Consider the following 13,377-nt stretch of genomic DNA (forward strand, 5'->3'; position numbering starts at 1 on the left):
CGGCCGGATCAGGTCGGCGTCGAAGGTGAGCCTGGCAGTCCGAACTGGTGCCAGGCGCGGCGCAACTGGGTGTCGGAGCCGAAGCCCGACATTTCTGCCGCCTGCGTGACGTTGGCGCCCGACTGCAGCGCCAGCTGCGCCGTGGCCAGCCGCAGCCGGCGCAGGTAGGCCAGCGGCGCGACGCCGGCGTGCTCGACGAACAGCCGCGTCAGGTGGCGCGGCGAGGTGTGGGCGACCTCGGCCATGCGCGGCACCGTCCAGTCGGTCTGCGGCGCCTCGCTGACCGCATCCTGGACCCGGTGCAGTGCCGCATGCAGGTGGTTGCGGTAGGCCAGGAAGGGCGAGAGTTCGGGGTCCTGCGGGCCGCGTCGCATCGCCACCACCATGGTCTGGGCCACCCGGGCCGCCAGTGTCTCGCCGCAGGTCTGGCCGATGCGGTGCAGGATCAGGTCGATGCCGGTGGTGACGCCGGCGCTGCTGTAGAGCGGCGCATCGAGCACGAAGACGCGGTTGGCGACCACGTCGCAGCGCGGTTCGACCTGCTTCAGTTCGTCCAGGTGGTGGTGGTGCGTGGTCGCGCGCCGGCCCGCGAGCAGGCCGGCGTGGGCGGCGAGCAGCGTGCCGGCGCAGACCGTGACGAGTTCGAGCCGGCCAGGCTCGAGCCGCAGGCCGCGCAGCCAGTGCAGCAGGGCCCGCGCCGGCGGGTTGTCGACCGCGATGGCCTCGCCCGGCAGTCCGACCAGAACCACCCACGTCGGCGTGCGCCAGTCCGACGGCAGTGGCTGCAGGCCGGCCAGCCGGACGCCGACCGAACTGGCGGATTCGGGCTCCGGGCTCGCGAACACCAGTTCGAAACGGGGCGGCAGTCCGGCGGCAGCCCGAAGCTGGTTGGCGATGCGCAGCGCCTCCGCCGGGCCGGCCCAGTCGAGCACCAGGCTGTGCGGCAGCAGCGCGAAGACGACGCGAATCAGGGTGGGGTTCGGGTCCACGCGAAATCCATCTGCCGCGCGGTGCGCAGCGCCAGCGGCTCGCCGGCCAGCCGTGCCACCAGGTGCAGGCTCATGTCGATGCCGGCCGTGATGCCGGCAGAGGTGACGATGCGGCCCTGGTCGACCCAGCGCACGCCTTCGCGCACGTTCAGAGCCGGAAAGCGGTGGCGCAGGTCGTCGATGTCTTCCCAATGGGTGGTCACGGATGCCCCGGCCTGCAGCACGCCGCTGGCGGCCAGCAGGAAGGCGCCGGTGCAGACCGAGGCCGTGAGGCGGGCCTCCAGGCTGGCGCGGGCGATCCAGTCGCGGGTCGCCCCGCAGGCCATCGCGGCATCGACCACCCCGCCCGGCACGATCAGCACGTCGGCCGCGGGCGGGTCGTCGAAGCTGCGGTCCGGCAGCACCTGGAGGCCGGCCCGCATGCGCACCGGCGCCGTGGTGCGGGCGACGCATTTCACCTCGAAAGGCGGCGCCGTGCCGGCCGCGTCGCGCTGGTGCATGCGGGACGCGGTCGTGAAGACCTCGTAGGGACCCGCCAGGTCCAGGGCCTCGACGTCGTCGAAGGCGAGGATCGCGACCTGCAGCGTCCGGGCGCTCATGGCCTTGATTCCGCGAGGCGGACCAGCGCTTCTTCGGCGCTGCACACCTTGGCGAAGCGGCCGTCGAGCACGGTGGCGGTGCGGGCCTGGATGTCCGCCGCCGTCAGCGGCCGGCCGTCGGGCTGCACCATGTCGAAGGTCAGCGTCGCCTCGGTCACGTAGTCGACCTGCCAGCCCAGGTCGGAGGCATGGCGCGTGGTGGTCTCGCAGCATTGCTCGGTGCGGATGCCGCTGACCACCAGCCGCTCGATGCGGTTCTGGGTCAGCCAGACGTCGAGTCCGGTGCCGACCAGCGCGCTGTGGCGGCGCTTGGTGAAGGTGGCGGCGGGCTCGAAGGGCGCGAGGCCTTCGAGCGGGCGCACATGGCCCGATTCGATCGCGAAGGCGTTGCTGGCGACGGCCGGCCCGTCGCTGTGGAAGACCCGGACGATCGGTGCACCGGCGGCGGCGAAGCCCTGGATCAGCGCGTTCTGCGCCGCCAGGTAGGCCGGCAGGCCGCGCGCGTCGAAATAAGGGCGGTGGCGGAACGACTCCTGCGCGTCGATCACTATCAGACAGCTAGTCATGGGGGCATCTCCGGAAACGAAAGTGGATGATGCACCCGATTTTTCAGGATATGCGGCTTGTCGTCCCGGCCGCGGCGGACCGGAATCGATCACTTTCGGACATCAGACCAGGCCCGCCGTCTTCAGTTCTTTCTTGAGGTAGGCGTAGAACAGGGGTGCCGCCACCAGCCCGGCCGGCCCGAACACCGCTTCGGCGACGAACATCACGGCCAGCAGCTCCCAGACCGACATCTGCGTGCGGCTGCCGACCACCTTGGCGTTGATCAGGTATTCGGCCTTGTGGATCAGGATCAGGAAGCCCAGGCAGACCAGCGCGGTGAGCGGCGACACCGACAGCCCGACCAGCGTGATGACCGTGTTGCAGATCAGGTTGCCCACGATCGGCACCAGGCCGGCGACGAAGGTGAGGGTGATCAACGCCGGCGTGTAGGGGAGTTCCATCTGCCACAGCGGCAGCAGGAACAGCAGGAAGAGGGCGGTCAGGAAGGTGTTGAAGGCCGCGATCCAGAACTGTGCCGCGACGATCTGGCCGAAGGCCTCGCCGAACAGCACGATGCGCGCGCGCAGCTCGCGCGCCAGCGGCCGGCGCGAGGGCGGCTGGATGGCCACCGCGGCCAGCGAGCCGACGATCAGGCCGACATAGGCGAACAGCAGCCCGCCGAGCCAGGCGCGGCCGGTCAGCGCCAGCGAACCGGCCTGCCCGCGCAGGTAGTTGGCGATCATGCGCTGCACCTCGCCCGAGCCCTCCGGCAGGTAGGCGCCGATGTCCGGCGGCAGCTTGAGCCGCAGTTCGAGCACCGTGCGGGCGATGTAGTCGAGCAGTTCCTTGTACTGGTCGGGCGCGTTCAGCACGAACTCGCGGGCCTCGGAGAAGCCCAGGATCAGGAGGCCGATCGGCGCCAGCATCACCAGCGTCGCCGCCGTCACCCGCGGCAGCGCCGGTGCCGCGCTCCAGGCCGGGTCGTTGGCGCTGATCTTGCGGCGCCGGCGCAGCGCCAGATCGAAGGCCCGCGTCAGCCAGCGCGTGCCGAGGTAGCCGATGCAGGCGGACAGCAAACCCGGCAGCAGCCCCTGCCACATGATCAGCAGCAGCCCCGCCGCCATCAGCAGGTAGCTCGCCGTGACGACGTAACGCGAAGGGGCAGCGGTGGGGTCGCTCACGCGGGCGGGGCGCTTCAGGCGACGACCACGGCGGCACCGGTGCCGCGCTCGGCGATCACGCCGATGGTGTGCACGGTCTCGCCGGCAGCCTGCAGCGTCGCGGCGCAGGCGGCGGCCTGGGCGGCCTCGATCACCACCACCATGCCGATGCCGTTGTTGAAGGTCCGGTTCATCTCGATGTCGTCGATGCCGGCCACCTTCTGCAGCCAGGCGAAGAGTTCGGTCTGCGGCCAGCTGCCCTTCCGGAGGTGGGCGGCCGTGCCTTCGGGCAGCACGCGCGGGATGTTCTCGAGCAGGCCGCCGCCGGTGATGTGGGCCAGCGCCTTGATCGGGTGCTTGCCCAGCGCCTCGAGCACCGGCTTGACGTAGAGATGCGTGGGTTCCATCACGGCCTCGCGGAAAGGCTTGCCGTCGAGCGTGGCGGGCAGGTCGGCGCCGGCGCGCTCGATCACCTTGCGCACCAGGCTGAAGCCGTTGGAATGCACGCCGGCCGAGGCCAGGCCGAGCACCACGTCGCCGGGCTTGACGTCCTTGCCCGTGAGAATGAGCGACTTCTCGACCGCGCCGACCGCGAAGCCGGCCAGGTCGTATTCGCCGGCCGGGTACATGCCGGGCATTTCGGCGGTTTCGCCGCCGATCAGCGCGCAGCCGCTCAGTTCGCAGCCGCGGGCGATGCCGCCGACCACCGCCGCGGCGGTGTCGACGTCGAGCTTGCCGCAGGCGAAGTAGTCGAGGAAGAACAGCGGCTCGGCGCCCTGCACCAGCACGTCGTTGACGCTCATGGCCACCAGGTCGATGCCGACGGTGTCGTGCATGTTCCATTCGAAGGCCAGCTTGAGCTTGGTGCCGACGCCGTCGGTGCCGCTCACCAGCACCGGTTCTTTATAGCGCTTGGGCACCTCGAACAGGGCCCCGAAGCCGCCGATGCCGGCCAGCACGCCCTCGCGCATCGTCTTTTTCGCCAGCGGCTTGATGCGGTCGACCAGCGCGTCGCCGGCATCGATGTCGACGCCGGCGTCCTTGTAGCTGAGCGGGGTGGTGGAGTTGGAGTTCATGGTCGGGCCGGGCAGAAGAAGGGAGGGCGGAAGGAGGAGGACAATGAGGGCCGGCAACCGATCTGGGCGGGCCGATAGAATTCGCCACGATTTTAAGGGCGCCGGTCGACCCGGCCCCCGCTTGCCACTTCGTGTCCTGCGCCAATCCCTCATGAACCCTTCCTTCGCGTCGTCCGCGCCCTTCCAGCCGCCCCCGGCGGCCCTGGCATGAAGCAGCTCGCGCTCGATATCGGCATCGCCACCGGTCCGACCCTGGCGGGCTTTTTCGCCGGTCCGAACGAGCCGGCCCTGCGCCACCTGCAGTTGTGGGTCGGCGACGCGCGCGCGCCCACCCTTCATTCGCCGGTGCCGACCTACCTCTGGGGCGAAGGCGCCAGCGGCAAGACGCACCTGCTGGAGGCGGTCCGTGGCGCGCTGCGCGAGCAGGGCGCCAGCGTCGGCTGGCTCGACCCCGCGGCCGTCAACCCGCCCGAGTTCGACGAACGCTGGGGCGCGGTGCTGCTCGACGACGTCCATCTCTACACCGCGGTGCAGCAGCACGCGGCCTTCAACTGGTTCATCAACGCCCAGAGCCTGCAGCGAGGCGTGGTCGCCGCCGGCGCCCTGCCGCCGGCCGACCTGCCGCTGCGCGAGGACCTGCGCACCCGGCTGGGCTGGGGCCATGTGTTCCACTTGCAGGTGTTGAGCGAAGCCGAGCGGCGCGCTGTGCTGCGCCAGGCGGCCGACGACCGCGGCGTTGCGCTGTCCGACGAAGTCCTCGACTACATGCTGCACCGCTTCAGCCGCGACCTCGGCAGCCTTATGGAGCTGCTCGCGCAGCTCGACGGCTATGCCTTGCAGACCCAGCGCGCGATCACCATCCCGCTGATCCGGTCGATGCTCGAAAACGAATAGGGCTCAACCCCTCTCTCCAATGATCAAGAAATTCATCGACAAACTCCTCGGCAAATCCGGCGCTCCCGGTTCCGGCGGCAAGGCCCGCTTCGGCAAGCGCCAGGAGGTGGACGCCTCGGTCCACGGCATCGACCCGGCGCTGGTCGACGAGCGCGCCAGGAACGTGGTGACCACCTTGCAGCAGGCCGGCTACGAGGCCTACGTGGTCGGCGGCGCGGTGCGCGACCTGCTGCTGGGGCTGCGTCCCAAGGATTTCGACGTCGCCACCAATGCGACGCCGGAGCAGGTCAAGGGCCTGTTCCGCCGCGCCTTCATCATCGGCCGGCGCTTTCGCATCGTGCACGTGGTGTACGGCCGCGGACGCGAGCACGAGGTGATCGAGGTGTCGACCTTCCGCGCCTACATGGACAACGCCGGCGCCGAGCAGGTGGCCGGCAACGAGCGCACCAGCAAGGGCGAGCTGGCGGGCATGAAGCACGCCGTGGACGCCAGCGGGCGGGTGCTGCGCGACAACGTCTGGGGCCCGCAGGAAGAAGACGCCGCACGCCGCGACTTCACGGTCAACGCGATGTACTACGACCCGGCGAGCCAGATCGTGGTCGACTATCACAACGGCATCAAGGACGCGAAGAAGCTCACGCTGCGCATGATCGGCGACCCGATCACGCGCTACCGCGAGGACCCTGTGCGCATCATCCGCGCCATCCGCTTCTCGGCCAAGCTGGCGCAGCTGGGCTTCAAGCTCGAGCCCAAGACCGCGGCGCCGCTGGTCGAATCGAGCCGGCTGCTGGCCGACGTGCCGCAAAGCCGGCTGTTCGACGAGATGCTCAAGCTGCTGCAGACCGGTCACGCGGTCGCGACGGTGGCGCAGCTGCGCAAGCTCGGCCTCGCGACCGGCATCTATCCGCTGCTCGACGTCGTGGTCGAGCGCGCCGACACGCCCTTCGTCCAGGCCGCGCTGCAGGACACCGACCGCCGGGTCGGCGAGGGCAAGCCGGTGGCGCCGAGCTTCCTGCTGGCCTGCGTGCTGTGGGCCGACGTGCGCGACGGCTGGGCCCAGCGGCTCGAAGGCCGGCACGGCCAGCGCCCGCAGGCGCCGTTCCCGGCCCTGCAGGACGCGATCGACGATGTCTTCAATGCCCGGATCGGCGATGTGTCGGGCCGCGGCAAGCTGGCCGCCGACATGCGCGAGATCTGGATGATGCAGCCGCGCTTCGACAAGCGCAGCGGCAGCACGCCGCACAGCCTGGTCGAGCAGGCGCGCTTCCGTGCCGCTTTCGACTTCATGCGCCTGCGCGCCGACGTCGGCGAAGTCGGCGAGGCGATCGCCGAGTGGTGGCAGGAGTTCAGCACCGCCGACGACCTGCGCCGCCAGGACCTGATGGACCAGGTGCGCGACGAACAGCACAAGAAGACCCGCCAGCGGGTGCCGGCGCGCACGCCGGCCCCGGCGTCCGCCGAGCGCCGCGCGAGCGGCCAGGACGAGGGCGAGCGCGAGGACGCCGAGACTGCGCCGCGCCCCGACGGCGAGGCCTCGGATGCGCCGCGCAAGCGCCGCCGCCGCCGCAAGCCGCGCAGCGGCGGTGCCGGCGAGGCCGGCGGCGTGGCGGCGGCCGAGTGAATGGACAGTAGGGCCTTCGTCGCGATCGGCGCCAATCTCGGCGACGCGCGCGCCACGGTGCTCCGGGCCATGGACGACCTGGACCGGCTGCCTCGCACCCGCGTCAGCGCCCGCTCGTCGCTCTATCGGAGCGCGCCGGTGGATGCGGGAGGCCCCGACTTCATCAACGCGGTGGTGGCGCTCCAGACCGGGCTCGATCCGCACGCGCTGCTGGCCGAGCTGCAGCGCCTCGAGGCCGGCGCCGGCCGCGAGCGGCCCTATCGCAACGCCCCGCGCACCCTCGATCTCGACCTGCTGCGCCATGGCGACGCGGTGCTCGAAACCCCGCAGCTCAGCCTGCCGCATCCGCGGCTGGCCGAGCGCGCCTTCGTCCTGCTGCCATTGGCGGAAATCGCCCCGGAGCAGGTCACGTCCCAGCAACTCGCACAGGTGGCGGACCAGCGGATCGAGCGGCTCTGAGAGCCGTTGCGGGCCCGCCCATTACACTTGCGCGGTTTTTCACGATGGCGTCACAGGCATGTGCTTGCGACGATCCATGAACCCAGGAGAGCGCCATGTTCGGCAAGCTGCTGCCCCGCGAGGGGAATTTTTTCGAGATGTTCAATCAGCACGCCGACCGCATCGTCGAAGCCGCGCGCGCGTTCGAGCAGCTCGTGGCCAACTACAACGACCTGCACCTTCGGGAGCAGTACAACCGCGATGTCGACAACGCCGAGCGGGCGGCCGACCGCGTGACGCATGACGTCAACCGGCTGATCCACAAGACCTTCATCACGCCGATCGACCGCGAGCAGATCCACAAGCTGATCAACACCATGGACGACGTCGCCGACCTGATCCAGGACTCGGCCGAGACCATGGCGCTCTACGACGTGCGCCACATGACCGAGGAGATCACGCGTCTCACCACGCTGAGCGTGAAGTGCTGCGAGCGGGTCAAGGACGCGGTCAAGTTCCTCTCGAAGATCACCGACCCGGCCACGGCCGAGGCCACGCTGAAGACCTGCGAGGAGATCGACCGGCTTGAATCCGATGCCGACCGCGTGATGCGCAGCGCCATGAGCAAGCTGTTCCGCGAGGAGCCCGACGTGCGCGAGGTGATCAAGCTCAAGGCGATCTACGAGCTGCTCGAAACCATCACCGACAAGTGCGAGGACGTCGCCAACGTCATCGAGGGCATCGTCCTCGAGAACTCCTGAAGCAACGGGATCTTTCGAATGGCAACGGTTCAGGTCGCCCTCTGGGTGGTGGTGGGTTTGGTCGCACTGGCCATCGCCTTCGATTTCATGAACGGATTCCACGACGCGGCGAACTCGATCGCCACCGTGGTCTCGACCGGGGTGCTCAAGCCCGGCCAGGCCGTGGTGTTCGCGGCCTTCTTCAACCTGGTGGCGATCTTCGTCTTCCACCTGAGCGTGGCGGCGACGATCGGCAAGGGCATCGTGCAGCCGGGCATCGTCGACGTGCACGTGGTGTTCGGCGCACTGGTGGGCGCCATCAGCTGGAACCTGGTCACCTGGTACTACGGCATTCCGAGCAGTTCCTCGCATGCGCTGATCGGGGGCATCGTGGGCGCGGTGATCGCCAAGGCCGGCTCGAGCTCGCTGATCGCGGCCGGCATCTGGAAGACCGTGGCCTTCATCTTCGTCTCGCCGCTGCTCGGTTTCCTGCTCGGCTCGTTCATGATGATCCTGGTGGCCTGGGTGTTCCGGCGTTCGACGCCGTCGCGCGTGGACCGGTGGTTTCGCACGCTGCAGCTGATCTCGGCCGGCGCCTACAGCCTCGGGCATGGCGGCAACGACGCCCAGAAGACCATCGGCATCATCTGGATGCTGCTGATCGCCACCGGCTACGCGGCCGCCGATGCGGCGCTGCCGCCGACCTGGACCATCGTCGTGTGCTATGCCGCGATCTCGCTCGGCACCATGTTCGGCGGCTGGCGCATCGTCAAGACGATGGGCCAGAAGATCACCAAGCTGAAGCCGGTCGGCGGCTTCTGCGCCGAGACCGGGGGTGCGCTGACCTTGTTCCTGGCGACCGCGCTGGGCATCCCGGTGTCGACCACCCACACCATCACCGGCGCGATCGTCGGCGTCGGCTCGGTGCAGCGCGCCAGCGCGGTGCGCTGGGGTGTGGCCGGCAACATCGTCTGGGCCTGGGTGCTGACGATCCCGGCCTCGGCTTTCGTGGCGGCAATCGCGTACTGGATCGGGATCCAGGTTTTCTGAGTTACTGCGACATCTTCCGCCCGGCTTCGATCTCGTGTTCGAAGTAGCGCTGGAAGCTGAAGGCGATGCTGGCCATCAGGATCGTGCTGCCGAAGAACAGTGCCAGCACCACGGCACCGATGGTCAGCCAGCTGGTGTTGCCGGCCGCGGCGTCGCCTGTGCGGCCGGCGTTGTAGCGTGCATTCCACTTCTCGGGCGTCATGAGCCCGTACACGATGGCGGTCAGGGCGCAGCCCGCGATCGTGAAGCCAAGCAGCGGCAGCAAGGCCCAGCTCAGGCCGTCGTCTGTGCCGTAGAGGCGCACCCGCTCGAGGCCGTAGAGGCCGAGTGCGGTCGGGATCGGCAGCAGCCAGCCGAGCAGGCTCGAGAAGCCGCGCAGGTAGAAGCAATGCAGGCCCAAAGGCCCGCCGAGGAAGGCCAGCCACGCGGCCACGGTCTTGTTTTTCATTCGGGACGGGTGGTGCTGCCTTCGCCCAGCACCTTCTCCATCAGCACCACGTCGCGCCACTCGCCGAACTTCCAGCCGCAGTCCTTCAGCACGCCGACGTGGCTGAAGCCCTGGCCGCGGTGCACGCCGATCGAGCCGGCGTTGGCCGAGTCGCCGATCACCGCGATCAGCTTGCGCACGCCCACCGCTTCGGCGGCCTGGGACAGCGCCGCCAGCAGTTGGGCGCCGAGGCCCTGGCCGCGGGCGCCATCGGCCAGGTAGATCGAGTCCTCGGCCGAGAAGCGGTAGGCCGGGCGCGGCTTGAACCAGTTGCAGTAGGCGAAGCCGAGCAGTTCGCCGTCGCGTTCGGCCACCAGGTAGGGCAGGTTCTTCGACAGCACATCGGCGCGGCGCGCGGCCATGTCGGCGGCGGTCGGCGGGTCGGTCTCGAAGGTGCCGGTGCCGTGCAGCACGTGGTGGGCGTAAATGGCGGTGATGGCAGCGACGTCTTCGTCGCGGCTGGGTCGGATCTGTGTCATTCGGGGGACTCGGCGCGGCCGAGAATTGGAGAATCGGGAGAGCGGGCTATAATCATGGGCTTTTCAGCGTGTCGCTGGCCGGGTGGCCATGTCGCGTGTCTCGACGCTGAAAGAACACTGTGGGCGAACCTTGCGGGTTTGCTGCACCACCCCAAGGATAAATCATGGTCGTCATTCGACTCTCCCGCGGCGGTTCCAAAGGCCGTCCGTTCTTCAACATCGTCGTGTCGGACAAGCGCGTTCGCCGCGATGGCCGTTTCATCGAGCGCCTGGGTTTCTACAACCCGACCGCCAAGGAAAACGAGGAAAGCATCCGCATCGCCCAGGACCGCCTGACCTACTGGAAGAGCGTCGGCGCGCAAGCTTCGCCCACGGTCACCCGCCTGATCAAGCAAGCCGCTGCCGCTGCGCCCAAGGCCGCGGCCTAAGCATGGCCCCCACGCTCGGCACTGTCGTGTCCTCGCTGCCCCCCAAGGGGGCCGCAGCCGCCTTGGGGCGGCCCGGCGGCGTCTGAGCAGCCAGGCGATGCTGCCATCACTCGAAGCCGCCGAATTGCCGGCGGATGCGATCGAAGTAGGGCGCATCGCCGATGCCTGGGGCATCAAGGGCTGGTTCAAGGTCCTGCCCCACAGCGCCGAACCCGAGGCGCTGTTCTCTTCCAAGCGATGGTTGCTCCAGCCCCCGGGCGCCGCGGGCAGCCAGGCGTTCAAGCTCGCGATCCGCGAAGCCAAGGAACATTCCGACGTCATCGTCGCCTCGTCCGAGGACGTGCCCGACCGCAATGCGGCCGAGGCACTGCGCGGCGCGCGCGTGTTCGTGCCGCGCTCCAGCTTCCCGACCGCCGGCGACGACGAGTACTACTGGGTCGACCTGATCGGCCTGGCGGTGGTCAACCGCGAAGGCGTGGCGCTCGGCAAGGTGCGCGAGCTGCTGGCCACCGGCCCGCAGACCACGCTGGTGCTCGATGCGATCGAGGACGGCAAGCCGGTCGAGCGCATGGTGCCCTTCGTCTCGGCCTTCGTCGACAAGGTCGACCTGGCCGGCCGGCTGATCACTGTCGACTGGCAGCCCGACTACTGAGCCGTCCAGGCCCGGCCCTGGTGCCGCCATGCGCTTCGACGTCATCACTCTCTTCCCCGAGCTGTTCGCGCCCTTCCTCGCGAGCGGCGTGACGCGCCGTGCTTACGAATCGAAGCAGGTCGAGGTGGTGCTGTGGAATCCGCGCGACTTCGCCGAGGGCAACTACCGGCGCGTCGACGACCGGCCCTTCGGCGGCGGCCCTGGTATGGTCATGATGGCCGAGCCGCTGTCGGCCTGCCTCGACGCCGCACTGGCCGCCCGCGGCGCCGCGGCGCCGGTGCTGCTGTTCTCGCCGATCGGCGAGACCTTGCGCCATCAGGCGGTCGAGCAATGGGCGGCCGGCGAGGGCGCGGTGCTGGTCTGCGGCCGCTACGAGGGCATCGACCAGCGCTTCATCGACGCCCGCGTCACGCACCAGCTGAGCCTGGGCGACTTCGTTCTCTCCGGCGGCGAGATCCCGGCCATGGCGCTGCTCGATGCGGTCGCGCGGCTGCAGCCCGGCGTGCTCGGCGACCAGGCCAGCCACGTGCAGGACAGCTTCAATCCGGCGCTCGACGGCCTGCTCGACTGCCCTCACTACACCCGCCCCGAGCAATGGCGGGGCGAGGGCGTGCCGGCGCCGCTGATGTCGGGACACCACGTCCAGATCGAGCGCTGGCGCCGCGACCAGCGGCTCGCCATCACCCGCGACAAGCGTCCCGATCTGATCGACGCGGCGAGGGTCGCCGGACGCCTCAGCGCGATCGACGAGAAGACGCTCAAAAAAAAGCTATAATCGCCGGCTCCCCGATCCTCTGGCCGGCCGCGCCGGGTTCAGTGAAGCGACCCAAGGGTCACTCCAACGAACCCACAGCGCCTTTTGTGTAGCGCGGACAAGATCGAATCCAGGACATCATGAACCTCATCCAGACCCTCGAGCAGGAAGAAATCGCCCGGCTCAACAAGCAGATTCCCGATTTCATGCCCGGTGACACGGTCATCGTCAGCGTGAACGTCGTCGAAGGCTCGCGCAAGCGCCTGCAAGCCTACGAAGGCGTCGTGATCGCCAAGCGCAACCGCGGCCTCAACAGCGGCTTCATCGTGCGCAAGATCTCCAGCGGCGAAGGCGTGGAACGCACCTTCCAGACCTACAGCCCGCTGATCGCCAAGATCGAAGTCAAGCGCCGCGGCGACGTCCGCCGCGCCAAGCTGTACTACCTGCGCGAGCGCAGCGGCCGTTCGGCACGCATCAAGGAAAAGCTGCCGGGCAAGGCTCCGTCCGCTGCGGCCGCTCAGTAAGCAGAGAGCGCCCCTTGCCGTGCAGAAAGCCGCCGTCCGAGGCGGCTTTTTGCATTGGCGCCGCGTGCGGGCGGGCGGTTCGTGATTTAGTTGTGTGCCCTTGGTCGTCGCGCCAGGGCCTTTTGCGTTTAATTTGTAGAGATCCATTTTTTTGACCACCTCACCGCCGGCCATGCGCGCCTCCCCCGTCGAAGTCATCAACGCCGTCGTCCCGACGGCCTTGCAGTCCTTCGATCCGCGCGAGGTGCCACCGATCGGTGTCGACAGCGGCCTGCCCGCTGTCGATCCGGCGCAGCTCGGGGCCCGGGCCTTGCGCGCGCGCTTCGCCACGCCGCCGGCCTGGACGCCCGAGGTGCGGCGCGAGCCGCGCATGTTCGACCGCGCGCCGGCGCAGGCCGCGGTGCTGGTGCCGATCGTGATGCGGGAGCAGCCGACGGTGCTGCTGACCGAGCGCAGCTCGCACCTCAAGAATCACTCGGGGCAGGTCGCCTTCCCCGGCGGTCGGGTCGACCCCGAGGACGCCAACATCGCCGCCGCTGCGTTGCGCGAGGCCTGGGAGGAAGTCGGCCTGTCGGCGGACTACATCGAGATTCTCGGCAGCCTCCCGACCTACACCACGGTCACCTCGTTCATCGTCACGCCGGTGGTGGCCCTGGTGCGTCCGGGCTTCGAACTGAACCTCAATCCCTACGAGGTCGAAGAGGCCTTCGAGGTGCCGTTCGCCTTCCTGATGGATCCCGCCAACCATCGCCGCCATGCCATGGTCGGCGCGGACGCGACCGCGCGCGAGTGGCTGTCGATGCCCTACCAGGATGGCCCGCACGAGCGCTTCGTCTGGGGCGCGACCGCCGGCATGCTGCGCAACCTCTACCGCTTCCTCAGCGCTTGACGGCGGACGCGGGGGCGTCCGAACCAGCCCTGGGCAGTCGCTATCATCGAG

The 13,377-nt window shown here is 69.2% G+C and carries 17 protein-coding genes; 10 read left to right on the top strand and 7 right to left on the bottom strand.

Features of this window, described 5'->3' with window-relative positions; all coding sequences use genetic code 11:
* Nucleotides 1-8: 8 nt before the first annotated feature.
* From QZH52_RS05325 to purM, 5 genes are all read right to left on the bottom strand, one after another.
* Entirely contained in the window at nt 9-989 is a 981-nt protein-coding gene (locus tag QZH52_RS05325; protein ID WP_301805089.1) for a GlxA family transcriptional regulator, read from the bottom strand.
* On the bottom strand, nt 968-1,588 hold the full coding sequence (locus QZH52_RS05330; protein WP_301805092.1) for a DJ-1/PfpI family protein: 621 nt from the start codon (nt 1,586-1,588) through the stop codon (nt 968-970). The genes QZH52_RS05325 and QZH52_RS05330 overlap by 22 nt, the downstream gene beginning before the upstream one ends.
* Complete coding sequence (locus tag QZH52_RS05335) at nt 1,585-2,154, bottom strand: isochorismatase family protein (protein ID WP_301805097.1); 570 nt, start codon at nt 2,152-2,154, stop codon at nt 1,585-1,587. The genes QZH52_RS05330 and QZH52_RS05335 overlap by 4 nt, the downstream gene beginning before the upstream one ends.
* A 102-nt stretch (nt 2,155-2,256) precedes the next feature.
* Complete coding sequence (locus tag QZH52_RS05340) at nt 2,257-3,258, bottom strand: AI-2E family transporter (RefSeq protein WP_301805756.1); 1,002 nt, start codon at nt 3,256-3,258, stop codon at nt 2,257-2,259.
* Between the two features lie 71 nt (nt 3,259-3,329).
* The gene (gene purM / locus QZH52_RS05345) at nt 3,330-4,370 is read right to left on the bottom strand and encodes a phosphoribosylformylglycinamidine cyclo-ligase (protein WP_286537012.1); all 1,041 of its coding nucleotides are present in this window, start codon (nt 4,368-4,370) and stop codon (nt 3,330-3,332) included.
* A 207-nt stretch (nt 4,371-4,577) separates the two neighbouring features.
* Here purM and hda point away from each other — a divergent pair, with 207 nt between their 5' ends.
* The 5 genes from hda to QZH52_RS05370 all read left to right on the top strand — a co-directional run bounded on the left by hda (nt 4,578) and on the right by QZH52_RS05370 (nt 9,113).
* On the top strand, nt 4,578-5,264 hold the full coding sequence (gene hda, locus QZH52_RS05350) for a DnaA regulatory inactivator Hda (RefSeq protein ID WP_301805102.1): 687 nt from the start codon (nt 4,578-4,580) through the stop codon (nt 5,262-5,264).
* Nucleotides 5,265-5,283: 19 nt separating this feature from the next.
* On the top strand, nt 5,284-6,885 hold the full coding sequence (pcnB, locus tag QZH52_RS05355) for a polynucleotide adenylyltransferase PcnB (RefSeq protein ID WP_301805105.1): 1,602 nt from the start codon (nt 5,284-5,286) through the stop codon (nt 6,883-6,885).
* The gene (folK, locus tag QZH52_RS05360; RefSeq protein ID WP_301805108.1) at nt 6,886-7,344 is read left to right on the top strand and encodes a 2-amino-4-hydroxy-6-hydroxymethyldihydropteridine diphosphokinase; all 459 of its coding nucleotides are present in this window, start codon (nt 6,886-6,888) and stop codon (nt 7,342-7,344) included.
* Nucleotides 7,345-7,439: 95 nt separating this feature from the next.
* The gene (locus QZH52_RS05365) at nt 7,440-8,084 is read left to right on the top strand and encodes a DUF47 domain-containing protein (protein WP_286510057.1); all 645 of its coding nucleotides are present in this window, start codon (nt 7,440-7,442) and stop codon (nt 8,082-8,084) included.
* 18 nt (nt 8,085-8,102) lie between these two features.
* Nucleotides 8,103-9,113, top strand: a complete 1,011-nt coding sequence (locus QZH52_RS05370) for an inorganic phosphate transporter (RefSeq protein WP_301805111.1) — start codon at nt 8,103-8,105, stop codon at nt 9,111-9,113.
* A 1-nt stretch (nt 9,114) separates the two neighbouring features.
* Here QZH52_RS05370 and QZH52_RS05375 read toward each other — a convergent pair whose 3' ends face one another.
* Together QZH52_RS05375 and QZH52_RS05380 are read right to left on the bottom strand one after the other, a co-directional pair.
* The gene (locus tag QZH52_RS05375) at nt 9,115-9,561 is read right to left on the bottom strand and encodes a TM2 domain-containing protein (RefSeq protein WP_301805114.1); all 447 of its coding nucleotides are present in this window, start codon (nt 9,559-9,561) and stop codon (nt 9,115-9,117) included.
* Nucleotides 9,558-10,079, bottom strand: coding sequence for a GNAT family N-acetyltransferase (locus tag QZH52_RS05380; RefSeq protein ID WP_286537019.1), 522 nt, complete (start codon nt 10,077-10,079; stop codon nt 9,558-9,560). Before QZH52_RS05380 ends, QZH52_RS05375 begins: the two co-directional genes overlap by 4 nt.
* Nucleotides 10,080-10,243: 164 nt before the next feature.
* Here QZH52_RS05380 and rpsP point away from each other — a divergent pair, with 164 nt between their 5' ends.
* The 5 genes from rpsP (at nt 10,244) to QZH52_RS05405 (ending at nt 13,326) form a co-directional block, all read left to right on the top strand.
* Nucleotides 10,244-10,507, top strand: a complete 264-nt coding sequence (gene rpsP, locus QZH52_RS05385; RefSeq protein ID WP_028248676.1) for a 30S ribosomal protein S16 — start codon at nt 10,244-10,246, stop codon at nt 10,505-10,507.
* Nucleotides 10,508-10,604: 97 nt separating this feature from the next.
* The gene (gene rimM / locus QZH52_RS05390) at nt 10,605-11,159 is read left to right on the top strand and encodes a ribosome maturation factor RimM (RefSeq protein ID WP_286526785.1); all 555 of its coding nucleotides are present in this window, start codon (nt 10,605-10,607) and stop codon (nt 11,157-11,159) included.
* A 28-nt stretch (nt 11,160-11,187) separates the two neighbouring features.
* Entirely contained in the window at nt 11,188-11,934 is a 747-nt protein-coding gene (gene trmD / locus QZH52_RS05395; protein ID WP_301805130.1) for a tRNA (guanosine(37)-N1)-methyltransferase TrmD, read from the top strand.
* Nucleotides 11,935-12,053: 119 nt separating this feature from the next.
* Complete coding sequence (gene rplS, locus QZH52_RS05400) at nt 12,054-12,437, top strand: 50S ribosomal protein L19 (RefSeq protein ID WP_286526782.1); 384 nt, start codon at nt 12,054-12,056, stop codon at nt 12,435-12,437.
* A gap of 172 nt (nt 12,438-12,609) precedes the next feature.
* Nucleotides 12,610-13,326: a CoA pyrophosphatase gene (locus QZH52_RS05405; RefSeq protein WP_286537023.1), complete on the top strand. Its 717-nt coding sequence runs from the start codon at nt 12,610-12,612 to the stop codon at nt 13,324-13,326.
* Nucleotides 13,327-13,377: the final 51 nt, after the last annotated feature.

Origin of the sequence: Variovorax ginsengisoli (assembly GCF_030486595.1) — a bacterium.
Taxonomy (GTDB): Bacteria; Pseudomonadota; Gammaproteobacteria; order Burkholderiales; family Burkholderiaceae_C; genus Variovorax; species Variovorax ginsengisoli_B.